We start from the raw sequence: 26102 nt of genomic DNA on the forward strand, positions 1-26102 counted from the left end.
GGCTTTGGCGCGTGGGCCGCGCTAGGGAGTGCCAGCAGCACCATGGAGCAGCATATGCGCAAGATCATCTGGCTCATCGCCATCCTCGCCATCGCCGGGCTGGCCGCCGCCTTTACCAAGCCGAGCGAGGCCGATGTGGAAGCCGAGCTGAAAGCCCTGTTTCTTCAGCGCCTAGCCTCCACCAACCCCAGCGCACAGCAGGACGGGGGCGCCTTTGCGCTGACGCTGATGTGCAAGGCAGACCAGGACGCCTGCTACGAGATCGTGCGGGCCGGGCTGGATGTGAATTACGACGACCGGACGCTCTATGCCGCGATAGATGTCTCTGGTTTTGGCGAGGATATCCGCTGCTACGGTGCCTTCACCCGGTTCTTCTGCGACGGCGACATTCCGGTGCAGAAGCGCTGACCTTGCGAATCCCGCGCACCGCCACTAGATAACGCCCTGAGAGGTTGGCGCGGGCGAGCGCCTCGCCAACCCGGTCAGATCCGGAAGGAAGCAGCCGTAACGAGCCCCGCTTGGGTCGTTGTCCAGCCTCTCACCCCAAGCGTTTTCGCTCTGCGAAAACGCGGGGGCACCTCGAGCGTATCGCGCAGCGATATGCCGAGAGTGCCCAAGCGCCTCCCGCACACCGACACCCGCGAAGCGAGGCCGGCGCCCACCCTGCCCTAGAGATTGTCCACCACCCGCTCCGGATCTGCCTCGGCATAGTCCGCCAGAACGCCCGCAATCTCTTCATTGCCGGTAAACACCAGGTATCCGCGATACAGGGGTAGCCCTGCCTCCAGCGCCAGCCGAACGCAGCCCAGATGGTCGCGGCTTTCGCGGTCGGGTGCGTTGGCCGCGCCATGCAGCGTGGTGCCCAGCAGGTCGCCGCCGTAGCTGTTGAGGTGGCCAAGGTTCGGCCCGAGCGCCAGAAGGAATGCCATGATGTCCGACAGGCCCTCCCAGCCGGCAATCTGCACCGGCGGCACGCCCATGCCATCAGGCCGGTCCCACTCCATCCCGGCGGCCACCAGCGCCTTGACCCGTGGCAGGGCGCCAGGCAGATGGATGATGCCGCGCAGCATGTCGCGGGTCTCGTCCGAGAGGTCTTGGGGCACGATCCGGCCATCGGGCACACGCCCCTCGGCGGCGGCGGCCAGCCGGGCGTCCTGCCCCGCCAGCACCGTCTCCCCGCCCGCATCGGCGATGACACGCGCCACCTCGGCATTGCCGAAGATCCGGGCGGTGGCATAGGGGCTGCGCCCGTCCCACTGGGCAGTGAGCGAGGCCCCGGCGGCAATCAGGAGCTGCGCCGTTTCGCCCGAGCGCATCCGGCGCGCGGCCTGATGAAGGGCGGTTGCCTTCATGGCGGGCTGGCCGGATGGGTGATCTGCCACACCTTCGTCGGGATCAGCCCCGGCCTCCAGCAACATCTGCACCGCATTCAGATCGTCGAAGTCGAGCGCCCGCAACAGGGCATTGGTTCCGGCCGGGTCAGCGCCCGCCTCCAGCAGCATCCGCAGGCCCTCGCAGTGGCCCAGTTCGCAGGCGTGGTAGAGCGACTCGCCATCGTCGGGGTTCGCCCCGTGATCGAGCAGCCAGCGGCCCAGCGCCATGTTGTTGGAGTGCCCGATGGCTCCGTAGAGCGGTGAGAGCATGTGCCCCGATCCACCCGGCTCGGGCTTGCCGGCGTTGACATCGGCGCCGTGGGCGAGGAGCAGCTTGGCCAGCCGCAGCATGTCCTGCTCGGTGCCATCGCCATGGATCCAACGGGAAAATGCCAGATGGCAGAGGGGCGGCGCGCCCTCGATTTCTGCCGTTGCCGCGCCGGGGTCGACCGCAATGGCAGCTTCCAAGGCCTCCACGTCGTAAAGCGCTGCCGCCACGCCAAGGTCGGCGCGGGCAAGGTCGGGGGCGACGGCCAGCACCTCGCGCACGGCCCAGTGAAACCCGTTCTCCAGCGCCTCGCGCAGTCGCCGCAGGCGCTGCTCGGGTGAGGCGGCTTTCAGCTCGGTGCGCAGCTTGAGGCAGGGCCAGCTTTCGGCCCCTTCCTCGCGGGCGACAATGTGCAGGGCATCGACGTGGCGCAGGGGTGCGCGGCGTTCTGGCGGCAGGTGCGCGGCGGCCCTTGCCAACGCCTCGGGCTCGCCGGAGGCATGGGCCTTCTTCAGCCGTTTGGCGGCGCGGCGATAGCGATCAATCTCGGAGGTCATCTGTCAGGTTTCCCTTGTCGGGGCCCGTTGGTCCGCCCGGGTGGGCCACAAGAAAAACCGAAATCTCGGCTGTGGATTCTCAAGGTGCCTTGCAGCTTTCCGCGGACCGGGGGTGCCGCCCTGTGCGGCAGGGAAAGGCTATCTCGCGTCCTGCGACATAGGCAAGAGGCTGCAATGCGCCTAGGGTGCCACCATGCAGGATGGATGCCCCGAAGACCCCGACACCAAGACCGAATGGGCCGAAAGCCGCACGGATTGGGCCGAGGACCGCACGCTTCAGGCCAACGAGCGCACCTTTGCCGGATGGATGCGGACCGGCCTTGGGGCGGTGGCGGTGGCGATCGGGCTGAAGGCGGTGTTCGGCGACTTCGATCCGACATGGGCCGCCAAGGCGGTGGCCTCGCTGTTCATCCTTGCTGCACTGGTGATTTTCTGGTTCGCGCAGCGCAATGCGCGGCGCACTCACCACCGGCTGGAGGACCACGCGGCCGAACCCATGGGCCACACGCATTTTACCCTCGTCGCTGCCATCTTCGCCTTTGCGAGCGCGGCCGTCGGCTTCGTGCTCTGGTCGCTTTGAGCCATGGACCTTGGGCGGGTCAGCCCCTAGATTGGGCGTAACCCACCGCTTTGAGGCCCCATGAGCGAAACCGCCAAATCCGGCTACCAGGTTCTTGCCCGCAAGTACCGCCCGCAGACCTTTGCCGACCTCGTCGGGCAAGAGGTGATGGTGCGCACGCTGAAGAACGCCTTTGCGGCGGACCGGATCGCGCAGGCCTTCATCATGACCGGCATCCGCGGCACCGGGAAGACGACCACGGCCCGGATCATCGCCAAGGGACTGAACTGCGAGCAAGGCCCCACGACCGACCCCTGCGGCACCTGCGCCGCCTGCACCGCGATTGCCGAGGGGCGGCACGTGGACGTGATCGAGATGGACGCCGCGAGCAACACCGGCATCGACGATATCCGCGCCGAAGTGCTTGATACCGTTCACTATGCGCCGGCGTCGAGCCGCTACAAGGTTTACATCATCGACGAGGTTCACATGCTGTCGAAGAGCGCGTTCAACGCGCTCCTGAAGACGCTGGAAGAGCCGCCCGCCCACGCCAAGTTCATCTTTGCCACCACCGAGATCCGCAAGGTGCCGGTGACGGTTCTGAGCCGCTGCCAGCGGTTCGATCTGCGCCGGATCGAGCCGGAGGACATGATTGCGCTGATGCGCCGGATTGCCGAGGCCGAGGGCGGCAAGATCACCGACGATGCGCTGGCGCTGCTGGCGCGGGCTTCGGAAGGCTCGGCGCGGGATGCGACCTCGCTGCTCGACCAGGCGCTGGGACAAGGTGGCGAGGAAGCGAGCGCCGAGACGGTGCGCGCCATGCTCGGGCTGGCCGACAGGGGCCGGGTGCTGGACCTGTTCGAGATGGTGCTGCGCGGCGATGCGCCCGGTGCTCTGGGCGAGTTGGCGCAGCAATATGCCGAGGGCGCAGACCCGATGGCGGTGCTGCGCGACCTGGCCGAAGTGACCCATTGGGTCTCTGTCACCCAGATCACGCCGGATGCGGGCGACGACCCCACCGTCTCGCCCGACGAGCGCGACAGGGGCCGGGCGCTTGCCGAGGCGATCAGCATGCGGGTGTTGTCGCGGATGTGGCAGATGCTGCTGAAATCGCTGGAAGAAGTGAGCCAGGCGCCGAATGCGATGATGGCCGCCGAAATGGCGATCATCCGGCTGACCCATGTGTCGGAACTGCCGACGCCCGACGAGCTGATCCGCAAGTTGCAGGACATGCCCCCGCCTCCGCCGGGTGGTGGTGGCGGCGGCGGGAATGGCGTGGCAGCCCCCTCGCAGGGTGCCGCGCCCGTGAGCCGGGGCGCCGCGCCGGCCGTGTCCGCCTCTGCGGGAACGCCACATGGCACCGCAACGGCTCTGGCAATGGAGCCCGAGGTGGCGCTGGCCCGCTATGCGCGGTTCGAGGACATGGTGGAGCTGATCCGCCACCACCGCGACGTGAAGCTGCTGGTCGAGGTGGAAACCACCCTGCGGCTGGCTCGCTACCAGCCCGGCCGGATCGAGTTTGAACCCACCGACGATGCCGCCCCCGACCTTGCCTCCCGGCTTGGCGCGAGGTTGCAGACCTGGACGGGCGTGCGCTGGGGCGTGTCGGTCGTGGGCTCCGGCGGTGGCGAGACGATTGCCGAGGTGCGCGATGCCGAACGGCTGGCGCTGGAGGCCGAAGCGATGCAGCACCCGCTGGTGCAATCGGTGCTGATGCAATTTCCCGGTGCGAAGATCCGCGAGATCCGCACCGTGAAGGAGATCGAAGCGGAGGCCGCCGCGGAGGCGCTTCCGGAAGTGGACGACGAATGGGACCCCTTTGAAGAGGACTGATCCCTTCTACACGCGAAAGGTTACGACATGCTTAAAGGACTGGGCCAGCTGGGCGATATGGCCAAGATGATGAAGGCCGCTCAGGAGATGCAGGGCAAGATGGCGGCGCTCCAGGAGGAGTTGGCCGAGATGACCGTGGAGGGCGAAAGCGGCGCCGGGCTGGTGAAGGCCCGCTGCACCGCCAAGGGCGTGCTCAACGGGCTGGATATCGACCCCTCGATCTTCAACCCCGAGGAAAAGGAAGTGGTCGAAGACCTCATCCTCGCCGCGATCAAGGACGCCCAGGCCAAGGCCCAGGTGAAGGCGCGGCAGGAGATGGAAAAGATCACCCGCGAGATGGGCCTGCCCGAGGGGATGGACCTGCCGATCTGAGGCGGGCCAGCGCATGGCAGGGGATCAGGAAGAGATCGAAGGGCTGATCGCGCTGATGGCGCGGCTGCCCGGGCTCGGGCCGCGCTCGGCCCGGCGGGCGGTGCTTCAGCTCATCAAGAAGCGCGGCCAGCTCCTGATGCCGCTGGCCGACGCCATGCGCCAAGTCGCTGAAACCGCGAGAGAATGCCTGCGCTGCGGCAATGTGGGCACCGCCGACATCTGCTCGATCTGCCTCAGCGAGAAACGCGGCACGGGCGAGCTTTGCGTGGTGGAAGACGTGGCCGACCTTTGGGCGATGGAGCGGGCGGGCGTGTTCAAGGGGCGCTACCACGTGCTGGGTGGCGTACTTTCGGCGCTGGACGCCGTGGGGCCGGAAGAGCTGCGGATTCCGCGGTTGGCGGAGCGGGTGCGCGACGAGGGCATCCGCGAGGTGATCCTTGCGCTGAACGCCACCGTCGACGGCCAGACCACGGCGCATTACATCGCGGACCAGCTCGAGGACATGGGCGTTGCCATCACCTCGCTGGCGCAGGGCGTGCCGGTGGGCGGCGAGCTGGATTACCTTGACGACGGCACCATCGGCGCGGCGCTCAGGGCCCGCAAGGCGCTTTAGCCCGCGAGGCCTTCGCACACCTCAGGGCCCCAGTCGATCACGGTCCAGCCTGCCTTGCGGAAGACCCCGTTGTCGAACACCTGCCCGTAATCCCAATCCTGCCCTTCGGCCTGTTCCATGGCGTGGGCGAACAGCACCACATCCCCCGGCTCCAGCACGAAAAGCGTTTCGGCAGAGATGCTTGTGCCCGCACGCAGGCTCACCGGGCCGCCCTTCCAGCCGATGCAGCCGGACTCGCCGATCGTGCGGATCGGCAGGAGCGAGAGCCTGCGGCGGATGTCGAGATCGGGGATGTCGAGGCTGCGGCGGCTGGTGTCGATGGTGCAGCCCTCCTCCTCGGCCTTTATCCGCGCCAGCCGGGCCTTTTGGTCCGCGCTCAGGGCAGGGGTCTTGGTGGTGCAGCCGTCATTGCCGAAGATCGCCTCGCCGAGCGGCGAGCCGAAGCAGTAGCCCGCCTCATGGAAGATCGCGTTGCGGGTGAACCAGAGCTCGTCGCAGGTTCCGTCTCCGGCGAGGGCGGGGCTGGCGAGGAGCAGGAGGGCTGTGGCGAGGCGCATGGCAAAGAAAATCCCGGCAGAGTGAACTGCCGGGATGGTCCTGTGTCCGGTCCCGCAAATCAAGGGGCGGGTTGGCGGGAGATCCTCGGGGCAGGCCCGAGGATGGCAGCCATCTGCCCGCGCGGGCGTGCCCGATCAGGGCTGCTCGTCGTCGGAGCCGCTCTCGTCATCGGGGAGGTTGAAGAAGCTGTCGGCGTCGAGCACCTTGTCTTCCTTCTTGTCCTCGTCGTCGTCATTGCCGGAGAGCGTGAAGGTCTCCAGCCCGGAAATGGAGGAGGGGATCTTGGGCTCGGGCTCGGCCACGAGGCTCTGCTCGGTGGAGAGCAGCTTGCGGCGCTCGTCGTCCGACATCGCCTCGCCTTCGCGGGCCTTCTTGGCGGCGGCCTTCTGCACGGCGGCGTCCAGCTCGGTCTGCTTGCAGAGGCCGAGGGCGACCGGGTCAATCGGTTGAATGTTCTGGATATTCCAGTGCGTACGCTCGCGGATCGCCTGAATGGTCGGCTTGGTGGTGCCCACCAGTTTGCCGATCTGCCCGTCGGTCAGCTCGGGGTGGAACTTGACCAGCCAGAGGATCGAGGCGGGGCGGTCCTGACGCTTGGAGAGCGGCGTGTAGCGCGGCCCGCGGCGCTTCTCTTCGCCCACGGCGGCCTGGTTGAACTTGAGCTTCAGCCGGTGGCCCGCGTCCTTCTCGGCAGCGTCGATCTCGTCCTGCGTGAGCTGGTTGTTGGCGATGGGATCGAAGCCCTTCACACCGGCGGCCACGTCGCCATCGGCGATGCCTTGAACCTCAAGCTCGTGGAGGCCGCAGAACTCGGCGATCTGGGTGAAACTGAGGGTGGTGTTGTCCACCAGCCAGACGGCGGTGGCCTTTGCCATGAGCGGTTTGTTCATTGGTAGAAACTCCTTGAGCACGACTTTCCCGACGCCGGAAAGGCGACCCCGGGTTTTGGCGGGGTGAGTTCACATTGTCGGGGAACTTGGGGGGCTATATAGGGAAAAGCGGCGAGGAAAGGAAGGGCAAATGCGGGCTTGGATTGCGGCGATACTGATCGGGCTGGCCGGGCCGGCGTGGGCCGAGGGCGAGCCGGCGGGGGCGTTTGACTACTACGTGATGAGCCTGTCGTGGTCGCCCAACTGGTGCGCGCTGGAGGGCGAGGCCAAGGGCTCGCCGCAGTGCGACAGGGGCCGGGGCTTTGGCTGGGTGCTGCACGGGCTCTGGCCGCAGTACGAGCGCGGGTGGCCGAGCTACTGCCGCACCCGGGAGCGCGACCCGAGCCGGAGCGAGACGGCGCAGATGGCTGATATCATGGGAACTTCCGGCCTCGCCTGGTATCAGTGGAAGAAGCACGGACGCTGCGCGGGCCTGTCCAGCGCGGCCTATTTCGACACTGCCCGGGAGGCCTATGGCAGCGTTGTGCGCCCGCAGGTGTTTCGCAAGCTGAAAGACCCGATCACCCTGCCCGCTTCGGTGGTCGAGGAGGCATGGTTGAAGGACAACCCGGGCCTGAGCGCCGACATGCTGACCGTCACCTGCAAGGACGGGCATATTCAGGAGGTGCGTATCTGCCTGACGAAAGATCTCGAGCCGCGGGTCTGCGGCGCCGACACGGTGCGCGATTGCCGGATGCGGGACGCCGCCTTCGAGCCTTTGCGCTAGTTGGTTAATCGGCCTCGGGTGAGTCGAAAAACGGGAGTCACATCCCGTGCACAACCCGTACACAACCTGTACATACGCGTTTTCGGGTTTTTGTAGATCGGCCGGACGTTGCAACAACGCGCGGCGGGGCAAGGGCCTGTTCACCCCTGCCCGCGCCGCAGCGGCCCCTCAGGAGGCGGATTCGACCACGCCGCCATCGACCCGCAGCGCCGCCCCGGTGGTGCCGGAGGCGGCGGGGGTGCAGGCGTAGACCACCATGGCGGCCACCTCCTCGGGCGTGGTCGGGCGGCCGAGGATCGAGCTGGGGCGGGCCTCCTTGACGAAGCCGATCGCCGCGGCCTCGAAGCTCTCGCCGGTCTCGGCGGTGCGCGTCTCGATCATCTCGACGAAGCCCTCGGAGCTGGTCGGGCCGGGCAGCACGGCGTTGACCGTCACCCCGCTTTCGCGCAGCCGCTTGGCCAGCCCGCGCGACAGGGCGAGGAGGGCGGTCTTGGTGAGGCCGTAGTGGATCATGTCATCGGGGATGTTTACCGCCGACTCGGAGGAGAGAAACACGATGCGGCCCCAGCCCTTGGTGACCATTGCAGGCGCGAGGGCGCGGGAGAGGCGGACGGCGGACATGATGTTGGTGTCGAAGTAGCTCTGCCAGGTGTCGTCGCTTGTTTCGAAGAAATCTTCGGGGCCGTAGATGCCGAGGTTGTTCACGAGAATATCCACCTGCCCCAGTGCGGATACGGCCTCGTCGACGCCGGCGGCGGTGGAGAGATCGGCGGGCAGGCCCGAGACCCGCGCGTCGGGTAGGGCCTCGCGCAGGCGGGCGGTGGCGGCCTCGGTGCTCTTGGCGCTGCGACCGTTGAGCACCACGCACGCCCCGCGCTCGGCCAGCCCCTTGGCGGTGGCAAAGCCGATGCCGGCGGTGGAGCCGGAGATGAAGGCGGTTTTTCCGGTGAGATCATGGGTCATGGAATGCTCCTTTTGCCATATCACCTGAGGCACCGGCCCTGCTCTGCCAGTGTAGGCAGGGTTGCGGGCCGTGCATGGCGCCGGTCAGACCGGCAGGGAGCCGTCGATGGGGGGATCGGCCCTGGCGGAGGCGGAGGGGTCGTTCTCGGTGATCCAGGTCTCCTCCGCGCGGCGCTGGGAGAGCGTGAACACCCGCAGCGGCGCGGCGATCAGGGGCGCGAAGAGGCGGACGGCATGGGAGACCCAGCCTGCATCCGTCACCACGGCGATGCGGGAGAAGTCGTGCAGGTGGCTCATGCCCAGCCGGGCATCGCTCACGGCGGCCCCTGCGGTGAAGCCCTCGAAGCTTTCGTCGAGAATGTAGAGCAGGCGGATATCGGCATGGCGGCGCAGCTTGTCGTTGAGGGCCGGGCGCAGCACATCTTCATAGGCGGAGGCGTCGATGGTGCCCTGTCCGGTGACGGCGAGCACGTCGGGCGGGAAATCGGGGAGGAGTGTGAAGCCATTGGTCATTGGAGACCTCCTTTCGGCAGGTCAACGCGGGGGCTCGGGTGCAGGTTTCGGCACGGGAAGAAAACCCGCACAGACCCCCTTGCAATGGCAGGTCGGGGCGGTTAGATCACGGCTCCACGCGCTGGTAGCTCAGTTGGATAGAGTACTTGACTACGAATCAAGGGGTCGGGGGTTCGAATCCTCCCCAGCGCGCCACTTCTCCCCAAGATCCGACTGAGACCTGACAGGCGCCTTTGCGGGCGCCTTTTTGCGTTCTGCGCGGCGGGTTCAGCCGCCCTGCCCTCGCCTCCCCTAGCCTGCCCTCAGCATCATCTCGGCGGCCTTCTCGGCGATCATCGTCACCGGGGCGTGGGTGTTGCCCGAGGGGATGGTGGGCATGATGGAGGCGTCGGCGATGCGCAGGTTGGAGAGGCCGTTGAGGCGCAGTTCGGGGTCGACCACGGCGCCCGGGTCGGCGCCCATGCGGGCGGTGCCGACGGGGTGGAAGATGGTGGTGCCGAGGTCGCCCGCCGCCTTCAGCATCTCTTCCTCGCTGCGGACCTGCGCGCCGGGTTTGACCTCGCGCGGCTGAAGCCCGGCGAGCCCTTCGCTGGCCATCAGCCGCCGCGCGTGGCGCAGGCTGTCGACGGCGACGCGCTGGTCGGCGCGGGCGGTGAGGTAGTTGGGGCGGATCTCGGGGGCGGTGTCGGCGCTGGGCGCGGTAATGTGGATCGTGCCGCGGCTCTCGGGGCGCAGGTTGCAGACCGAGATCGTCACCCCCGGCTCGCGGTCAAGCGGCTGGCCGAAGGCTTCGAGCGAAAGCGGCTGGACGTGGTACTCGATATTGGCGCGCTCGAAGTCGGGCGAGGAGCGGGTGAAGATGCCGAGCTGACTGGGCGCCATCGACATCGGGCCAGAGCGGCGCAGGGCGTATTCCAGCGCGACGCGGGCCTTGCCGAGGAGGGTGCTCATCCGGTCGTTGAGGGTGAGCGCGCCGGTGATGCGGAAGACGGTGCGGATCTGGAGGTGGTCTTGCAGGTTCTCGCCCACGGCGGGCAGGTCAAGCGCCACCGGAAGACCGAGCGACTGCAACAGGTCGGGGTTGCCGATGCCTGACAGTTCGAGCAGTTGCGGGGTGTTCACCGCGCCTGCGGCCAGCACCACCTCGCCGGAGCAGCGGGCCTGTTTGAGCTGGCCGTTCTGGCGGTAGATCACCGCCTCGGCGCGCCCCTCCGACAGGGCGAGGCGCTGGGCGTGGGCGTGGGTTTCGATGCACAGGTTGGGGCGGTTGCGCGCGGGCTTGAGGAAGGCCTTGCGGGCGTTCCATCGCCAGCCGCCGCGCTGGTTGACCGGAAAGTAGCCGACCCCCTCGTTATCGCCATCGTTGAAGTCGGCGCAGGCCGGGATGCCCATGGTCCGGGCGGCCTCGGAGACGGCATCGAGCACCGGCCAGTGAAGGCGCTGCTCGGCCACGTCGAGTTCGCCACCCTTGCCGTGGGCCTCACTGGCGGGGCCGTAGTGGTTTTCGGATTTGCGGAAGAGGGGCAGCACGTCGTCCCAGCCCCAGCCGGTGCAGCCGGACTGGCGCCACTGGTCGTAGTCGGCCGCCTGCCCGCGCATGTAGATCATGCCGTTGATCGAGGAGCAGCCGCCCAGCACCTTGCCGCGCGGGTAGGCGAGGGAGCGCCCGTTGAGCCCCGCCTCTTCCGCCGTGCGATAGCACCAGTCGAGCCGGGGGTTGCCCATGGCGTAGAGGTAGCCGACCGGGATGTGCACCCAGTGGTGATTGTCCCGCCCGCCGGCCTCCAGCAGCAGCACCCTGTTGGCGGGGTTGGCCGACAGCCGGTTGGCCAGAACGCAGCCGGCAGAGCCCGCGCCGACGACGATGTAGTCGTAGCTGCCCGCATCTGTTGGTGCTTCGGTCATGGTTCCTCCCCCGGGGTGCCGTCGGGGGGCATTACGGCAGAGGACGGGAGGTTTGGCCAGAGGGGTGGCGGGACAAGTCCCGCCCTACGCCAGGGCGGCGAGGATGGCATCGAGCCCGTCGGTCAGGGCGGCCGGGCCGGGCTGGAGGATGATCGGTGACTTGATCTCGTGGATGCGCTGGTTGGCGACGGCGGGGATGGCGCCCCAGCCGGGGCGGGAGGTGATGCGCTCGGGGCGGACCTTCTTGCCGCACCAGGAGGCGAGGATCACGTCGGGGGCGGCTTCGATCACCTGCTCGGGGGTGATGATGCGGTTCTTGGCTGCCTGTTCGGTGGCCAGATGGGCGAAGCTGTCGGTGGCGCCGGTGGCCTCGATCAGTTCGGAGACCCAGCCGATGCCGGAGATCATGGGCTCGTCCCACTCCTCGAAATAGACCTTGAGGCCGCGGGCCGGGGCCTTGGCGCGCAGGTGATCGAGACGGGCGCGGTAGCTGGCGGTCAGGGCCGCGGCCTTGTCTTCGCAAGCCGTGAGGGCGCCGAGGGTTTGGATCATGTCGAAAATGCCGGCGAGGCCGCGCTGGTTGAAGCCGTAGACCGCCACGCCTTCGCGCAGGAGGGCGGCGGCGATATCGGCCTGAAGGTCGGAGAAGGTGAGCACGAGGTCGGGGCGCAGGGCCATGACCTTGGGGATGTCGGCGGAGGTGAAGGCGGAGACGCGGGGCTTTTGCTGGCGCACGCCGGGGGGGCGGACGGCATAGCCGGAGACGCCGACGATGCGATCCTGCTGGCCGAGGAGGTAGAGGGTTTCGACGGTTTCTTCGGTCAGGCAGACGATGCGTTCGGGGGGGAAGGGCATGGGTCAGGTCAGTCCGGTTGGCTGGAACAGGGGGCCGTGGTCGGTGAAGATGAAGCTGCCGGTGATCTGGAAGACATCGGCCAGCAGGGCGGCCTTGAGCACCTGTTCGGGCGGGCCGTCGGCGGCGATGCGGCCCTCGTGCAGCACCACGAGGCGGGTGCAGTAACGGGCGGCGAGGGAGAGATCGTGCAGCGCGGCCACCACGGCGCGGCCCTCTGCGGCGAGGCGCGCGAAGAGCTGCATGGTGGCGATCTGGGCCGCAGGGTCGAGCCCGGCGATGGGCTCGTCGGCCAGCAGCAGCGGCGTTTGCTGGGCGAGGGTGCGGGCGATCAGGGCGCGGGCCTGCTCGCCGCCCGAGAGGTTGGTGGCGCGGCGGTGGGCCAGCGCGGTGAGGTTCATCTGGGCGATGGCCTCGGTGACGGCGGCGCGATCGGCCTCGGAGGGCGGATGCGGGGTGCGGCCGAGGGTGACGAGGGTTTCGACCGTCAGATCCCAGGCGATCTCGCGGGACTGGGGCAGGAAGGCGGCGGCGCGGGCGCGGGCGGCGGGAGAGAGCGCCGCGAGCGAGGAGGTGCCGGTGGCGGGCAGCAGGCCGAGGGCGGCGCGCAGCAGGGTGGTCTTGCCTGCGCCGTTGGGGCCGATGAGGCCGATGAACTCGCCGGGGGCCACGTTGAAGGAGACGTCGCGCAGGGTGTTGCGCCCGTTCTTGCGGGTGACGGAGAGGTTTTGGGTGCTGAGGCTCATAGCCGCCCCCGCAGGCGCCAGACGAGGTGGAAGAAGAAGGGCGCGCCGACCAGCGCGGTGACGACGCCGAGCTTGAGGTCGCGGGCGGGCAGGATCAGCCGGGTGGCGGTGTCTGCCGCAAGCAGCATGGCCGCGCCGCCCAGCGCCGAGGCGATCAGCAGGGTCGAGGGGCGGTGGCCGGTGAGCGGGCGTAGCAGGTGGGGCACGACGAGGCCGACGAAGCCCACGGCCCCGGCGACGGCGGTGCCCGCGCCGACGCAGGCGGCGACCCCGAGGATCAGCGCGAGGCGCAGGCGGGCGAGGCGGATGCCCATGGAGGCGGCGGCGTCTTCGCCCAGCGAGAGGGCATCAAGCCCGCGCCCGAGCGGCAGGATCAGCGCCGCGCCTGCGAGGATGAAGGGGGCTGCAAGGGCGACGTGGGTCATCGAGCGGTCGGCCAGTGAGCCCATCATCCAGAACACGATTTCCGCTGCCGCGTAGGGCGAGGGCGAGAGGTTGAGCACGAGGGAGGTGAGCGCCCCGGCCAGCGCCGAAAGCGCCACACCGGCGAGGATGAGGGTGAGCGCGGTGCCGCGCGGGCCGGCGAGGGCGAAGATTGCCAGCACGGCGATGCCCGCCCCGGCGAGCGCCATGAAGGGCAGCGCGAGGGCGGCGGCATAGGCAAGGCCGGTCTGGATGGCGATGACCGCGCCGAGGGCGGCGGAGGACGAAACGCCGATCAGCCCCGGCTCAGCCAGCGGGTTGCGCAGGTAGCCCTGCATCGCGGCGCCGCAGAGGCCGAGCGCGCCGCCGATGAGCAGGCCGAGCAGGGCGCGGGGCAGACGGATTTCGCGCATGACCATGGTGGCCGGGCCGTCGGATTGGGTGACGAGGGCGGAGAGCGCCTCGGTGAAGGGCAGCGCGGCGGGGCCGATGGTGAGGGAGGCGGTGAAGAGCGCCGCGGTGAGCGCGCCGAGCAGCGCGTAGAGGCGGGCCGGGGTCATGGCTGCACCGGGAGGGGCGCGCGCGGCGCGAAGGCGGGACGGCGGGACAAGTCCCGCCCTACGGGGCCGGTCATTCCATCGTCTCCCGGATGGCGGCCAGCCGCTCGACGGTGCCGAGCACGGCGGGGGTGCCGCAGGTCCAGTCGCTGTCGTGCAGGGTGTCGGTGGGCACCCGCGCGCGCAGGGCCTCGACGACCGGGTGGGCGAGGATCTCTTCGGCGCGGCTTTTCGGGGCGCCGGGGCGGGCGGCGACGAGGAGGTCGGGATTGGCAGTGGCGAGGGTTTCGAGCGGCACCACGCCACCGTAGGGCAGCCCCAGCTTTTCGGCCAGCAGAGCAAAGCCCGCGGATTTGACGATCTGGCCCGGCAGGGTGGATTGCCCGGCGGAATAGCCGTTGGCGGCATAGAGCGCGGCGAGCGGGGCCGGGCCGGGCGGCATGGGGATGGCGGCGAGGCGGGCGTCGAAGGCGGCGACTTCCTGCGCGGCCTCGGCCTCGCGCCCGAGCAGGCGGCCCATGCGGAGAATGTTGGCGCGGATGTCGTCGAGCGTTTCGGCGGGGGTGAAGACGGCGACCTCGAGCCCGAGCCGCTCCAACATCCGCAGGGTGTCGGGCGCGGTGAAGCTGCCGGCGATCACCAGATCGGGTGCGAGCAGGTAGACCTCCTCGGCGCGGGCGGAATTGCCCGGCAGGGCGCGGGCGGCTTCGGCCAGCGGCGAGTCGTCGGCCTGAAGCATCCGGGTGACCGAGACGAGCTGGCCCGGCGCGGCGATGGCCAGCGCAAGCTGGTCGGTGCAGAGGTTGATGGACACCACCCTCTCGGGCGGTGCGGCGAGGGCCGGACAGGCCCCCGCCAGACAGAGCGCGAGCGCTCCGAGGAGGTTAGAACCTGGCACGGAGCCCAACGTAGAAGGCCCTGTCGGACTGGCCGTAGCCGTTGACGGTTTGATATTCGACATCGCCAATGTTCTCGATCCGGAAGTAGGCTTCGGCACTGTCGTTGATCTGGTAGGTGACCATCGTGTTGACGATGGTGTAGGCATCCATCTCGACGGGGCCAACGTCTAGCATATCGGAAACGTGCTGGAGCTCGGCCCGGGCCACCCAGCGCGGCGCGATGTCGGCATCGACGCCCAGCACAAGGTTATGGCGCGGCACGCGAAGCACCCGCGCGCCGTCTTCACCCTCGCTCTCGGTGTAGGTGTAGTTGCCGAACAGCGAGACCCGGTCGGAGAGCGCCTTTTGCCCGGAAAGCTCGATGCCCTTGGCGATGGAGGTGCCCTCGGCCTGAATATTCGGCGAGGGGTAGGTCGGCCCGAAGGTGATGCGATCCTCGACTTCGGTGTAGAACAGCGTGGCCTTGATGAAGTCTTCCCCGCCGAGGCGCTTTTCGATGCCGAGTTCGGCGCTGAAGCTGGTTTCGGGGGTGAGATCGGGGTTGCCCGTGCCCGGAGCATAAAGCTCAAAGAGCGAGGGCGCGCGGAAGCCGGTGGCCAGCGAGCCGCGCAGGATCAGATCTTCCTGCGGGCGGTAGGCCAGGGCAACGCGGCCGGTGGTGTATCCGCCGAACTCCTCGTGCTCGTCATGGCGGATGGCTGCCACGACATCGAGCTGTGCGGTGGGCGACCAATTCAACTCGGCAAAGACGCCGGTGTTGGTCACATCGCCCTCGGCGGCGGTGCCGAAGGCGAAGGAGGCAAAGCTCTCGTCGCTGTAGTCGAAGCCGAAGTTGAGCCGCGTGGTGGGCGACAGAGTGGCCTGGCCGAGATAGGCCAGCGTCCGGCGCTCGCCCTCGTAGGTGCTGCCGCTGCTGGTTTCGCGGTTGAAGTCGAAGCTTGTGGCCGAGAACTCGTGGGTCACGCTCGCACCCTCGTAGCGGGCGAAGAGGCGCAGGCCGTTGGAAGTGTTCTCGATGGTCTCGTCGGTGTCGCCAAGAGGGAAGCCGCCGTCGATATCGTAGTCGCTCTTCTCGGAAAAGCCGCTGAGGCCGATGGTCAGGGCCTCGGTTAGGGCATACTCGCCGTTGAACGACAGGCGGATGGTTGAGAGGCTGTCTTCCTCGGTGTTGCCATCTTCCTCGTCGGCAGCCGAGAACCCGCCGAACTCCAGCCGCGACAGGGTCACGGCGAAGTTGTGGCGATCACCCTTGCTGGTGACGGTGGCGTTGGCATCGAAGCTGTCATAGCTGCCGACCTCGCCCTCAAGGTAAACGTGGGTGCCCTCTTCGGTGGCGCGGCGGCTGTTGATCGAAACCACGCCGCCCACGGCAGCGGAGCCGTATTGCGCCGATTGGGAGCCTTTCAGCACTTCGATGCGGCCGATCCCGCCGGTGGTGAGCGTGCCGAAGTTGTAGGCGGGGTTGGTGGCGGAGAGGTCGAGCACGTTGATGCCGTCGATCAGCACCGAGGTGTAGCGCTGGTGCAGGCCACGGATGCGGATGTCGGCGGTGCCGCCGGGGCCGCCGGTCATGACCATCGACAGGCCCGGCTGGCGGGAGAGATAGGTGGCGACGCTGTTGTCGCCCGCCTTTTCGAGATCGTCGCGGGTGGTCACTTCGACGGTGGCGCCGCTTTGGGCGGTGTCGGTGGCGTCCGAGAGGTCGGCGGTGACGGTGATGGTGTCGAGGTCGTAGACCTGTTGCGCGGCGAGGGGGGTGGCGGTGGCCAATGCGAGGGTCGCACCGGTGGCGAGAAGACGGTTCATGGCGTCCAAAGTCCCTATGGTTCGGCCCTGTTGACGGGCCGTTGACGTGGAATGTCTTTGGAAAACCGGGGGGCGTTCCGCAGACGGTGCTTTCGTCACCGCTACGGAATAGACCGTTGACGCCGCGCCCCTCGCACGGGTTCAGGGTGATCGCCTCGGCAGGTCTCCTGACTTGCGGGTCATTGCGAGATGGCCGGCCTTCCCGGGGGATGCTCCCCCAGTGGCACACAGGCCTCGCTCTCCGCTCACAGTTGCGGGGGCAGTCGTGGCATTGGGGATTCTCCCCGCACCACGTTCCCTTTTGCTCCGGGCTTTCGCCCGAACCGAAGCAAGGGGCGGCGTAGCGCAGGTGGGGCGGTTAACGCAAGGGATTCGTTATCCGCCCCGACCGGGATGGAGGCCTGACGCTATTCGGCCACCCGCTCGGCGGCGCCGGGCTGGTTGAGGGCCTCGGGGACCTCCGCCTCGCCAGGCCGAGTGGCCGCGCGCAGCACGAGGAAGCCGATCACGGCCGAGACGCCGGAGCCGAGCAGCACGCCGAGGCGAACCTCGTTCATCAGCGCCGCATCGGAGAACGACAGCGAGCCGATGAAGAGCGACATGGTGAAGCCGATCCCCGCAAGACAGGCGAGCCCGTAGATATGGGCCCATGTCACCCCGAAGGGCAGCTTGGCCAGGCCGGTCTTGACCATCAGCCAGGTGGTGCCGAAGACCCCCACCTGCTTGCCCACGATCAGCCCGAGCGCCACGCCCAGCGGCACCGGATCGAGCAGCGACGACAGCGACATGCCCTGAAGCACCACGCCGGCGTTGGCGAAGGCGAAGAGCGGGACGATGATATAGAGCACATAGGGCGCGAGGCCGTGCTCGATGGAGTGCAGGGGAGACTTGTTCCACTTGTCCTTCAGCGGGATGCAGAAGGCGGTGACCACCCCGGCCAGCGTGGCGTGGACGCCGGATTTGAGCACCAGCACCCAGAGCACCACCCCGAGCAGCAGGATCGGGGCCACCCGGTGCGCCCCGCGCATGTTGCGCCAGATCATCAGCGCCAGCGGGATGCAGGCGAGGAAGAGGTAATCGACCTTCAGCTCGGCGGTGTAGAACAGCGCGATGATGAGGATCGCGCCCATGTCATCGAGGATCGCCAGCGTCAGCAGGAAGATCTTGAGCGAGGGGGGCACGCGGCTGCCCAGAAGGGCCAGCACGCCGAGGGCGAAGGCGATGTCGGTGGCCGCCGGGATGGCCCAGCCATGAACGGTGGCCGCATTGCCCCAGTTGAACACCAGGTAGACCAGCGCCGGCACGACCATGCCGCCCACCGCCGCCATGCCGGGCAGCACCACGTCGGCGGGGTTCTTCAGCTTGCCCTCCATCAGCTCGCGCTTCAGTTCGAGCCCGATGAGGAAGAAGAAGATCGCCATGAGGCCATCGTTGATCCAGAGCAGGGCCGGTTTTTCGATGCCCTCGCCGTTGACGGTGACGCCGATATAGGCCCCGAGAAACTCCTGATACTCGGGGTTGAGCGAGGAGTTCGCCACCATCATGGCGGCCACGGCGGAGAGCATCAGAACGATGCCGCCGGCGGCATCGGAGCTGAAGAATTCGTCGAGTTTTCTGCGGAGCATTCCCTGTCCCTGTTATCACGTGGTTATCCTTAGGTAACGAGATGTGAACCCCGGGCCGCAGGTTCAACCGCCTGAGGCGGGAGGTCGCAGGGAAAAGTTCAGGTTCGGGTGAACACAGCCACGGAAAATTCGGCGCGGATGGCAAATCCGAGGCTCTGATAGAGCGAAATGGCCGCCGCGTTGGCGGCGAAGGCATGCAGGAAGGGGATGGCGCCGGTTGCGGCAATGGCGCAGGCGGCATGGGCGGAGAGGGCGCGGGCCAACCCCTGCCCCCGGGCCTCGGGCGCGGTGCAGACGCCGGAGACCTCGGTGAACCCCGGCGCCGCCATGCGGGTGCCGGCCATGGCAATGAGCTCCCCCTCTTGGCGCACGCCCCAGAATGGCCCCAGCTCCAACGCCCGCAGGGTGAAGGGGCCGGGCTTGGTTGCCTCTGCAAGGGCCAGCATATCGGCGGCATCTTCGGGACCAAGGGGCAGGACGCGCGGGTCATCGGGTGCGGGGGGCAGACTGTGACTGATGAGCTGCACGGCCTCGGCGCGAAGGGTTTCAGAAAAGCCGGGAAGGGTTTGGACCCTTTCGGTTTGCAGGAACACGGCCAGTTCGCCCGGTGCCGCGAGGGCGGAGAGGTGCTCGGGGTGGTCCGGGTCGATGGCGGCGAAGGGGATCAGGCCGGGATCGTAGCGCAGGGCGGCGCCATGGCTTTGGGCCAGTGGCGCATGGGGGCCGGTGAGGGCGGCGCGGGCGGGGCAATCGAGCGGGTGGGCAGTCATGGGCGGTCTTTCAGGGGTTTGGCGTCGAGCCGGGTTTCGAGCGTGTCGAGCATCTCCAGCAGCTCGGGGCCGAAGGGGGCGCAGAGGTCTGTCACGGCGGCGCGGGTGCGGGGCCAGGCGGTTGCCCGGGCACGCGCAAGCAGCGCATGACCTTCGGGGGTGAGCGAAACGAGGCGGAGGCGGGCGTCATCCGGGCAGGTGGCGCTCACCGTGAGCCCGAGGCCGGTGAGCCGGGTCACGGTACGGGTCACGCCGGGCTGGGCGGTGCCGAGGGCCTGGGCAATGTCACCAATGGGGCGCGGCTCGGGGGTGTCGAGGCAGGCAAGCAGGGGGTAGCTGGCGGCGGGCACGCGCGGGTCGATCTCGTTGAGAATTTCCTGCGTATGGGCCTGGAGGCGCTCCCCGAGACGGCGCAGGCGGGAGCCGAGGGAGGTGAGGCCGTGGGAGCGGAGGGCGTCTGATTCATGCATGGGTATATATGTGGATATGGATTTGGGGATGTCAATGGTTCGGTGGCCGCGTTCGGGGGGCGGAAAGTCGGGACAGGTCCCGACCTACGGGTGGTTTTGCCGGGGAGCTTCGGCAAAAGTCCCGCCCCAGAAACAACAAACCCCCGGGCGTCAGCCTCGGGGGTCGTCGTAGGCGGGGGCCGAGACCCTCGCCGTTCGTGTATCGACGGGATGAGTTACATCATCCCTTCGCGCTGGGCCTTTTTCCGAGCCAGCTTCCGCGCACGGCGGATCGCTTCGGCCTTTTCACGGGCTTTCTTCTCGGACGGCTTCTCGAAGTGTTGCTTGAGTTTCATCTCACGAAACACACCCTCGCGCTGAAGTTTCTTCTTCAGAGCACGAAGCGCCTGATCGACGTTGTTGTCACGAACGCTTACCTGCATGTGGTTGTCACCACCTTTCTGATTAGAGTTGCAAGAATTTGCAGGAGGGCGCCGTATAGCAAAGGCTCGAGCATCTGTCTACACTCGCTGAAAAATCGCCCTAGATAGGCTGAGATGATGGAAAACACCGCCGAAACCCCCGAAAAAGCCGCCATTCTGGATGCGGCCCTGCCCAATGTGGCCTTCGATGGCTGGTCTGACGAAACCCTGAAACGGGCTGCCGAGGGCGCCGGGGTGAGTCTGGCCGAGGCGAAGGCGCTGTTTCCGCGCGGGGCGGTGGACCTGGCGCTGGCCTTTCATGCGCGGGGCGATGCCAGGATGCTGGCGGCGCTGGGCGAGGCCGAGCTGGAGGCGATGCGATTCTCTGACCGGATCGCCCATGCGGTGCGGCTGCGGCTGGAGGCGATCGAGGGCGAGAAGGAGGCGGTGCGCCGCGCGGCCTCGCTGATGGCCCTGCCGCAGAATGCCGCCGCCGGGGCCGGCGCCGTCTGGGGCACCGCCGATGCGATCTGGCGGGCGCTGGGCGACGAGAGCGAGGATCTCAACTGGTATTCGAAGCGGGCGACGCTTTCGGCGGTTTATTCGGCCACGCTGCTCTACTGGCTGGGCGACGAGAGCGCCGGGCATGAGGCGACACGGGCGTTTCTGGAGCGGCGGATTGCCGATGTGATGCAGATCGAGAAGCTGAAGGCCGGGCTGCGGAAGAACCCGCTGACCAAGGGGCTGATGGCCGGGCCGGAGTGGCTGGCCGCCCGGGTGCGCGCGCCGCGAAGCACCCCGCCCGCCGATATGCCCGGACATGTGAGCAAACCGTAGGGCGGGACTTGTCCCGCCTTCCCGAAGGACCACCAGAAGGACCACCAATGACCCTGCCCGAGACGATGAAGGCCGTGGAAATCAGCAAACCCGGCGCACCGGATGTGCTGCAACTGACCGAAGTGCCGGTGCCGCAGCCCGGCGCGGGGGAGATCGTGATCAAGGTGGCCTTCGCCGGGGTGAACCGCCCCGATGCGCTGCAACGTGCCGGGGCCTATGACCCGCCGCCCGATGCCTCTCCCCTGCCCGGCCTCGAGTGCTCGGGCGAGGTGGTGGCCGTGGGCGAGGGCGCGGGCTGGGCGGTGGGCGACAAGGTTTGCGCCCTGCTGCCGGGCGGAGGCTACGCCGAATACGTGAAATGCCCCGCCCCCCACGCCCTGCCGGTGCCCGAGGGCATGGGGATGAAGGAGGCGGCCTGCCTGCCGGAAACCTTCTATACCGTTTATTCCAACGTCTTCATGCGCGGCGGGCTGAAGGCGGGCGAGGTGTTTCTGATCCACGGCGGCTCGTCGGGGATTGGCACCACGGCGATTCAGCTCGCCACGGCCTTTGGCGCGCGGGTCTTTGCGACCGCCGGGTCGAAGGAGAAGTGCGACGCCTGCCTCGAACTGGGCGCGGAGCGGGCGATCAACTACCGCGAAGAGGATTTCGTGGAGGTGATGAAGGGTGAGGGCGGGGCGAACCTGATCCTCGACATGGTGGGCGGTAAGTACATTCCGCGCAACGTGCAGGCGCTGGCAATGGAAGGGCGGATGGTGCATATCGCCTTCCTCGGCGGGCCGAAGGCGGAGCTGAACTTTGCGCAGGTCATGGCGCGGCGGCTCACCATCACCGGCTCCACGCTCAGGCCCCAGTCGGTGGCCGCCAAGGCGGAGATCGCGGCCGAGCTGAAGGAGAAGGTCTGGCCGCTGCTCGCCTCGGGCCGTGTGGCGCCGGTGATGGATTCGACCTTTGCGCTGGCCGAGGCCGCCAAGGCCCACGCCCGGATGGAAAGCTCGGAGCATATCGGCAAGATTGTTCTGGAGGTGGCCGGCGGGTGATGCCGGCCTGATGCCGACTCAGCCGAACGGCCCCCGATCATAAGGTGGCATGTCGCGCATCCGACGGTAGAGCCAGAGCAGATGCTCGAAGACGCGTGGGTTGTCATTGCGCATCTTTCGGATCGGCGCGGCGTAGGTATTGACGATTGCGATGATCGTGCCGCGCAGGGTTTGCCGGACAATCAGGTAATCTATCGCGCCGGAGCGGACCCCGGCGGCGAGAAATTCGTATTGGTTGAGCAGGAAGCGGGACGCATCAAAGAAGCTCGGATCGTCGATGGAGGACTTTCCGGAATCGTCCCAGAAGGCTGCCAACTGGTCGCTTGAGAGGGCCCTGCCGAGTGGCATGGCCCGATTTCGGACCACATAGGCGTTGATGAGGTATTCGCGGTCAGTGCGGAGGGTCTGGAGCGTGTCGAGCGCGTGGGCGACGGCGGCGCTGCGCCAACCGATCCAGGCATTGGCAAAAATCGCCATTGCAGCAACCGCCACACCGCCAAGCAGAACCCAAGCGTTGGGCAGCACATCAGGTTGACTGGCCAGCCATGCTCCAATCAGGGCCATGCCCAAGGCCAGCGCGATTATCAGAAAATAGACAAGCCAATAGCGCCTGAATGGGGGCATTCTGGCGTTTTCCCGAACTTAGGGGCTTATATGATGCCGACGGTTTCGCGTGTCATGGCCCTTATATACGCGTTCCATGCCCAAAAATCAACTGACGAGAGGTTAACGCGCCGACACCGATCTGCGCATCGCCTTGCCCCTACTCTGCGGCCTTTCGGGGCATGGGCTCGGGGGCCTCTGCGAACTCGCGCGGCAGGACGATGGCGAACTTGGTGCCCTCGGGGCCGGTTTTCAGCAGGTCGAGCCGCCCGCCGTGGCCGCGGATCAGCTCTGCCGAGATCGCCAGCCCGAGGCCGCTGCCGCCCTTGCGGAAACCGCCCTGAAACGGCTGGAACAGGTGTTCCTGCGCCTTGGGGGGCAGGCCGGGGCCGGTGTCGGTGACGGTTATGGTCCAGCCCTCGTCATCCTCGTGGGAGGACAGGCAGATTTCGCCGGGTTTGCCGGTGGCCACGATGGCCTGGCGGGCGTTGCGCACGAGATTGGTGAGCACGCGGAAGAGCTGCTCGGCGTCGGCGCGCATGGTCAGGCCGGCGGGAATATCTTCGGCATAGGAGATGTCGTGCTCGCCCGCCGCCAGCCGCTCGCTGTCGATCACGTCGCCCACCACGGGGGCGAGGGCGAAGCGGGAGAGCTTGGGCGGCGGCTCTTCGGCGCGGCCGAAGGCAAGGGTGCTTTCGCAGAGGTTCACGGCGCGGGAGATGGAGTTGACCAGCTTGGGCGCGGCGCGGGCGACGGCGGGATCCTTGGAGCTTTCCATCCGGTCGGCGAAGAGCTGGGCGGTGGTGAGGATGTTGCGCAGGTCGTGGCTGATGCGCGCCACGGCGCCGCCGAGCTGGGCGAGCCGCTCTTTCTGCTTCAGCGCGGTGGTGAGCTGGGTCTGCATCTCGGCCAGCCCCTCCTCGGCCTCGCGCAGCTCGACCGCCCCGGCGGAGGGCTCGATGATGCGGCGGGCATCTTCGGGGGCCTTGGCATAGCTCGCCATGGCGTCCACCACCCGGTGGATCGGGCCGACGATGAAGATTCGCACGGCAACGAAGAGCAGCAGCGCGGTGAGCGCGGAGATGGCCGCCGAGAGCCAGAGGATGCGCAGGCCATAGTCGATCATCGCCATGCGCAGTTCGGCGGTGTCCATTGTCACCTCGATCAGCAGCCCGGCCTGCTCGACCGGATCGCCGATCACCCGGATCAGCTCGGGCTCGGCCACCCAGAGCCGCCGGATCGCGTCCATCATCAGAACCGAGGCGCCGGGGTCGCGCAGGTCGTAGGTTTGCGTCACCGGCTGGATGATCGGCGAGGACAGGATCAGCTCGCGCATCTCGTTGCGTCGCAGAACCACGTTCTTGACGCCCGCGTTCTGGAGCAGCTCGGCCTCGAGGTTGGCGTCGATCACCTCGTCGGTGGCCAGCAACGCCAGCGAGGCGATCTGGGCCCGTTCGAGGCGGGAGAGCAGGAAATCCTCGCGATAGCGCGCGATGGAGGGCACGAAGATCAGCACTTCGGCCAGCATGACGAAGGCAATCGTCAGCATCAGGAAGCGGCCGGAGAGCGTATTCAGAAACATTTCTAGCGCGTTATACCATTTCCGCGCGGGGCGCCGCTAGGGCTGGCGCGCCAAGGCTAGGGCAGAAAGCGTTGCACCAGCCCGACGACCCGCTTGACCATTGGGCTTTCGAACAGCTTGGGGGAGAAATAGGCACCGGCGGCGCGTTTGTTAAGCTCTTGCAGCGTGGGATAGGGCAAAACGGTGTTGGCGAGCGTTGTCAGCTTGTGACCGTTGGCGATGGCGGTGGCCCATGCGGCGATGAGTTCGCCCGCCTGCGGCCCGGCGATGGTGGCGCCCACCGGCTTGCCGCCGGAGACCATCACCTTCAGCCGCCCGTCGAGCCGCATGGCGCGGGCACGATCGCTGTCGTTGTAGGTGAGGGTGATCACGTCGAGGTTGCCGCCGAATTTCTCGCGGGCCTGCGCTTCGGTGAGGCCGACCTGGGCCAGCTCGGGGTCGGTGTAGGTGACCCATGGGATATGGTTGGTTTTTGCCTTGGCGGGCAGGCCGAACATGGCGGAGCGGATGACCACTCCCGCGTGGTAGCCCGCGACATGGGTGAATTGCAGGCCGCCCGCCGCATCGCCGATGGCATAGACGCGCTTGTTGGAGGTGGAGCGGAGGCGCGCATCGACCTTTACGGCGCGGTCGTGGTCGACGTTGGCGACGTTGAGGTTGAGCCTGTCGATGTTCACCTGCCGCCCGACGGCGACCAGAAGGTGCGAGCCGGTGACGGGGCCTTGCGGGGTTTCGACGGTGATGCCGCCTTCTGCCGTGACCTTCTCGGCGGCGGTTTCTTCCATGATCTCGATGCCCTCGGCGCGCAGCTTGCCGAGCACGAAGGCGGCCATTTCGGGGTCGTCCTTGCCCAGCGCCTTCTGGGCCTCGATCACGGTGACCTTGCATCCGAGGCGGGCGTGGGCCTGGGCCATTTCCAGCCCGATGGGGCCGCCGCCGATGATGATGAGGTGCTCAGGGCGTTCGCGCAGCTCGAAGATGGTTTCGTTGGTGTGATAGGGCACCCCGTCCAGCCCTTCGATCGGCGGCACGAAGGGGCGGGAGCCGGTGGCGATGACGAAGCGGCGGGCGGTGATGGTGTGCGCACCGGCGCGGAGTTCGGTGGGGGAGATGAAGCTGCCCCAGTCGCGGATGACCTGCACGCCGAGCCCCTCGAAGCGCTCCTGGCTGTCGTGCGGCTCGATTCCGGCGATGACCTCGGCCACGTGATCCTTGGCGCGGGCGTAGTCGATTTGCGGCTCTGCCGGGGCGATGCCGAAGGGGGCGCCCGTGGTCATGGCGTGGGCGTGGTGGGCCGCGGAGAGCAGCGCCTTGGAGGGCACGCAGCCGTAGTTCAGGCAGTCGCCGCCCATCTTGTGGCCTTCGACGAGCACCGTTTTCGCGCCCATCTGGGCTGCGCCGGAAGCCACGGAGAGGCCGCCGGAGCCTGCGCCGATGATGCAGATATCTGCCTTGATCGTGGACATTCAGAGGCCTTTCTTGCCGCGCACGGCCTTGAGGACGATGGGGAGGGCGGCAAGGGCGCAGAGGCCGAGGATCGGCAGCAGGATGTGCGGCTCGAAGATGATGCCGAGGTTGGGGGTTTCGCCGCGGGCGAAGACCTCGCCAAGCCCGGCGCCGACCGAGGTGTAGACCACCGCTCCGGGGATGATGCCGAGGAAGGTGGTGATGGCGAAGCGCGACAGCGGCACGCCGACGAAGGCGGGCACGAGGTTGGCGACGAAGAAGGGCACGGCCGGCACGAGCCGGATGAGAAAGAGCATTTCCCACTGGTTGGCGTCGATGCCTGCCTTGATTTTGGCGACGACCCCGCCCGAGCCTTCGAGCTTTTCGGAGAGCTTGTCGCCCAGCCCGAGGCGGGCGGCCTGGAAGATCAGGCAGGCGCCGATGGTGGCGGCGGTGACGTTGAAGAGCGCGCCGGGGAAGGTGGCGAAGAGGAAGCCGCCGGTGAGCGTGGCCACGGTGGCGCCGGGCAGCGAGAAGGCGACGATGACGACATAGATGGCGATGAACCCGGCGACGGTGGCGAGGTAGTTGGCATCGCGGAAGGCGATCAGCGCTTCGCGGTTCTCGGCCAGGGTTTCGAAGGAGAGGTAGTCGCGCAGGTAGAACGCCCCGCCCAGCGCAACGGCGAGGATCGCCATCAGCGGCAGGCGTTTGAGCCATGGGTTCTTGGCTTGTGTCTCTGTCATCTGTGTCATCTGTCCGGTTTCCCCTCGTCGAGTCATGACAGAAGATACGGCCCCGCCCCATCGCGCACCGGGCAGATCACGCCCGGTTGATGCGGGGTGAGCACATGGCGGCGGATCGGCCCCGGGAG

At 67.7% G+C, this 26102-nt stretch carries 27 protein-coding genes, 1 tRNA gene, 1 other RNA gene and 1 riboswitch; of the genes, 10 read left to right on the forward strand and 19 right to left on the reverse strand.

The features are described 5' to 3' along the window. Positions 1-54: 54 nt before the first annotated feature. Together GTH22_RS14385 and ffs are read left to right on the forward strand one after the other, a co-directional pair. Positions 55-408, forward strand: a complete 354-nt coding sequence (locus GTH22_RS14385) for a hypothetical protein (protein ID WP_252946213.1) — start codon at positions 55-57, stop codon at positions 406-408. A gap of 37 nt (positions 409-445) precedes the next feature. Then, an RNA gene (ffs, locus tag GTH22_RS14390) (signal recognition particle sRNA small type) lies at positions 446-544 on the forward strand. Between the two features lie 124 nt (positions 545-668). On the opposite strand, the gene GTH22_RS14395 is transcribed toward ffs, so the two are convergent. Continuing rightward, a complete protein-coding gene (locus GTH22_RS14395; RefSeq protein ID WP_252946214.1) occupies positions 669-2198 on the reverse strand; it encodes an ankyrin repeat domain-containing protein in 1530 nt (509 codons plus the stop codon). A gap of 193 nt (positions 2199-2391) precedes the next feature. Here GTH22_RS14395 and GTH22_RS14400 point away from each other — a divergent pair, with 193 nt between their 5' ends. From GTH22_RS14400 to recR, 4 genes are read left to right on the forward strand one after another with little or no spacing between them, the layout of a single operon-like run. Then, positions 2392-2778, forward strand: a complete 387-nt coding sequence (locus tag GTH22_RS14400) for a YidH family protein (protein WP_252946215.1) — start codon at positions 2392-2394, stop codon at positions 2776-2778. A 60-nt stretch (positions 2779-2838) separates the two neighbouring features. Further along, positions 2839-4590 (forward strand): DNA polymerase III subunit gamma/tau, encoded by a 1752-nt coding sequence (locus GTH22_RS14405; protein ID WP_252946216.1) that lies wholly within the window; start codon positions 2839-2841, stop codon positions 4588-4590. Between the two features lie 27 nt (positions 4591-4617). After that, positions 4618-4962, forward strand: coding sequence for a YbaB/EbfC family nucleoid-associated protein (locus GTH22_RS14410; RefSeq protein ID WP_252946217.1), 345 nt, complete (start codon positions 4618-4620; stop codon positions 4960-4962). 13 nt (positions 4963-4975) lie between these two features. Further along, positions 4976-5575, forward strand: coding sequence for a recombination mediator RecR (gene recR, locus GTH22_RS14415; protein ID WP_252946218.1), 600 nt, complete (start codon positions 4976-4978; stop codon positions 5573-5575). On the opposite strand, the gene GTH22_RS14420 is transcribed toward recR, so the two are convergent. Together GTH22_RS14420 and GTH22_RS14425 are read right to left on the reverse strand one after the other, a co-directional pair. After that, entirely contained in the window at positions 5572-6132 is a 561-nt protein-coding gene (locus GTH22_RS14420) for a DUF4453 domain-containing protein (RefSeq protein ID WP_252946219.1), read from the reverse strand. The two genes, recR and GTH22_RS14420, sit on opposite strands and share 4 nt — an antisense overlap. 135 nt (positions 6133-6267) lie before the next feature. Further along, positions 6268-7023, reverse strand: coding sequence for a DUF1013 domain-containing protein (locus GTH22_RS14425; protein WP_252946220.1), 756 nt, complete (start codon positions 7021-7023; stop codon positions 6268-6270). 130 nt (positions 7024-7153) lie between these two features. Here GTH22_RS14425 and GTH22_RS14430 point away from each other — a divergent pair, with 130 nt between their 5' ends. Then, entirely contained in the window at positions 7154-7789 is a 636-nt protein-coding gene (locus GTH22_RS14430) for a ribonuclease T2 (protein WP_252946221.1), read from the forward strand. A 168-nt stretch (positions 7790-7957) separates the two neighbouring features. Here the strand turns inward: GTH22_RS14430 and GTH22_RS14435 are convergent, their stop codons facing one another. Together GTH22_RS14435 and GTH22_RS14440 are read right to left on the reverse strand one after the other, a co-directional pair. Next, the gene (locus GTH22_RS14435) at positions 7958-8752 is read right to left on the reverse strand and encodes an SDR family NAD(P)-dependent oxidoreductase (RefSeq protein WP_252946222.1); all 795 of its coding nucleotides are present in this window, start codon (positions 8750-8752) and stop codon (positions 7958-7960) included. A gap of 84 nt (positions 8753-8836) precedes the next feature. Next, positions 8837-9265, reverse strand: coding sequence for an STAS/SEC14 domain-containing protein (locus GTH22_RS14440; protein ID WP_252946223.1), 429 nt, complete (start codon positions 9263-9265; stop codon positions 8837-8839). A 118-nt stretch (positions 9266-9383) separates the two neighbouring features. Here GTH22_RS14440 and GTH22_RS14445 point away from each other — a divergent pair. After that, a tRNA-Arg gene (locus tag GTH22_RS14445) sits at positions 9384-9460 on the forward strand. Positions 9461-9556: 96 nt separating this feature from the next. On the opposite strand, the gene GTH22_RS14450 is transcribed toward GTH22_RS14445, so the two are convergent. From GTH22_RS14450 to rpsU, 10 genes are all read right to left on the reverse strand, one after another. After that, positions 9557-11170, reverse strand: a complete 1614-nt coding sequence (locus GTH22_RS14450; protein WP_252946224.1) for a GMC family oxidoreductase — start codon at positions 11168-11170, stop codon at positions 9557-9559. An 84-nt stretch (positions 11171-11254) separates the two neighbouring features. Next, the gene (locus tag GTH22_RS14455; RefSeq protein ID WP_252946225.1) at positions 11255-12025 is read right to left on the reverse strand and encodes a cobalamin-binding protein; all 771 of its coding nucleotides are present in this window, start codon (positions 12023-12025) and stop codon (positions 11255-11257) included. A 3-nt stretch (positions 12026-12028) separates the two neighbouring features. After that, positions 12029-12769 carry an ABC transporter ATP-binding protein gene (locus GTH22_RS14460; RefSeq protein WP_252946226.1) on the reverse strand — a complete coding sequence of 247 codons (741 nt, stop codon included), beginning with the start codon at positions 12767-12769 and terminating at the stop codon, positions 12029-12031. Beyond that, positions 12766-13752 carry an iron ABC transporter permease gene (locus tag GTH22_RS14465; protein WP_252946227.1) on the reverse strand — a complete coding sequence of 329 codons (987 nt, stop codon included), beginning with the start codon at positions 13750-13752 and terminating at the stop codon, positions 12766-12768. Before GTH22_RS14465 ends, GTH22_RS14460 begins: the two co-directional genes overlap by 4 nt. A gap of 70 nt (positions 13753-13822) precedes the next feature. Next, positions 13823-14647 (reverse strand): ABC transporter substrate-binding protein, encoded by an 825-nt coding sequence (locus tag GTH22_RS14470; protein ID WP_252946228.1) that lies wholly within the window; start codon positions 14645-14647, stop codon positions 13823-13825. Further along, positions 14634-16454: a TonB-dependent siderophore receptor gene (locus GTH22_RS14475; protein ID WP_252946229.1), complete on the reverse strand. Its 1821-nt coding sequence runs from the start codon at positions 16452-16454 to the stop codon at positions 14634-14636. Before GTH22_RS14475 ends, GTH22_RS14470 begins: the two co-directional genes overlap by 14 nt. Positions 16455-16593: 139 nt before the next feature. Continuing rightward, a riboswitch (cobalamin riboswitch) is annotated at positions 16594-16797 on the reverse strand. A 64-nt stretch (positions 16798-16861) separates the two neighbouring features. Continuing rightward, positions 16862-18079: a Na+/H+ antiporter NhaA gene (gene nhaA / locus GTH22_RS14480; RefSeq protein WP_252946230.1), complete on the reverse strand. Its 1218-nt coding sequence runs from the start codon at positions 18077-18079 to the stop codon at positions 16862-16864. A gap of 98 nt (positions 18080-18177) precedes the next feature. Continuing rightward, positions 18178-18849, reverse strand: a complete 672-nt coding sequence (locus tag GTH22_RS14485) for a GNAT family N-acetyltransferase (protein ID WP_252946231.1) — start codon at positions 18847-18849, stop codon at positions 18178-18180. Next, complete coding sequence (locus GTH22_RS14490; protein WP_252946232.1) at positions 18846-19319, reverse strand: MarR family winged helix-turn-helix transcriptional regulator; 474 nt, start codon at positions 19317-19319, stop codon at positions 18846-18848. Before GTH22_RS14490 ends, GTH22_RS14485 begins: the two co-directional genes overlap by 4 nt. A gap of 215 nt (positions 19320-19534) precedes the next feature. Continuing rightward, entirely contained in the window at positions 19535-19741 is a 207-nt protein-coding gene (rpsU, locus tag GTH22_RS14495; protein WP_007118112.1) for a 30S ribosomal protein S21, read from the reverse strand. Between the two features lie 114 nt (positions 19742-19855). Here rpsU and GTH22_RS14500 point away from each other — a divergent pair, with 114 nt between their 5' ends. Further along, positions 19856-20557: a COQ9 family protein gene (locus GTH22_RS14500; RefSeq protein WP_371928356.1), complete on the forward strand. Its 702-nt coding sequence runs from the start codon at positions 19856-19858 to the stop codon at positions 20555-20557. 47 nt (positions 20558-20604) lie between these two features. Continuing rightward, positions 20605-21597: an NAD(P)H-quinone oxidoreductase gene (locus GTH22_RS14505; RefSeq protein WP_371928357.1), complete on the forward strand. Its 993-nt coding sequence runs from the start codon at positions 20605-20607 to the stop codon at positions 21595-21597. Positions 21598-21615: 18 nt separating this feature from the next. On the opposite strand, the gene GTH22_RS14510 is transcribed toward GTH22_RS14505, so the two are convergent. From GTH22_RS14510 to GTH22_RS14525, 4 genes are all read right to left on the reverse strand, one after another. After that, positions 21616-22161 carry a DUF4760 domain-containing protein gene (locus GTH22_RS14510; RefSeq protein ID WP_252946233.1) on the reverse strand — a complete coding sequence of 182 codons (546 nt, stop codon included), beginning with the start codon at positions 22159-22161 and terminating at the stop codon, positions 21616-21618. 199 nt (positions 22162-22360) lie between these two features. After that, positions 22361-23782: a HAMP domain-containing sensor histidine kinase gene (locus GTH22_RS14515; protein ID WP_252946234.1), complete on the reverse strand. Its 1422-nt coding sequence runs from the start codon at positions 23780-23782 to the stop codon at positions 22361-22363. Positions 23783-23838: 56 nt separating this feature from the next. Continuing rightward, positions 23839-25248, reverse strand: coding sequence for an NAD(P)/FAD-dependent oxidoreductase (locus GTH22_RS14520; protein ID WP_252946235.1), 1410 nt, complete (start codon positions 25246-25248; stop codon positions 23839-23841). Beyond that, positions 25249-25974 (reverse strand): TVP38/TMEM64 family protein, encoded by a 726-nt coding sequence (locus tag GTH22_RS14525; protein WP_371928358.1) that lies wholly within the window; start codon positions 25972-25974, stop codon positions 25249-25251. It lies immediately after the preceding gene. Between the last annotated feature and the right edge of the window lie 128 nt (positions 25975-26102).

The sequence above is a fragment of the Oceanicola sp. 502str15 genome (genome assembly GCF_024105635.1).
Lineage (GTDB): Bacteria > Pseudomonadota > Alphaproteobacteria > Rhodobacterales > Rhodobacteraceae > Vannielia.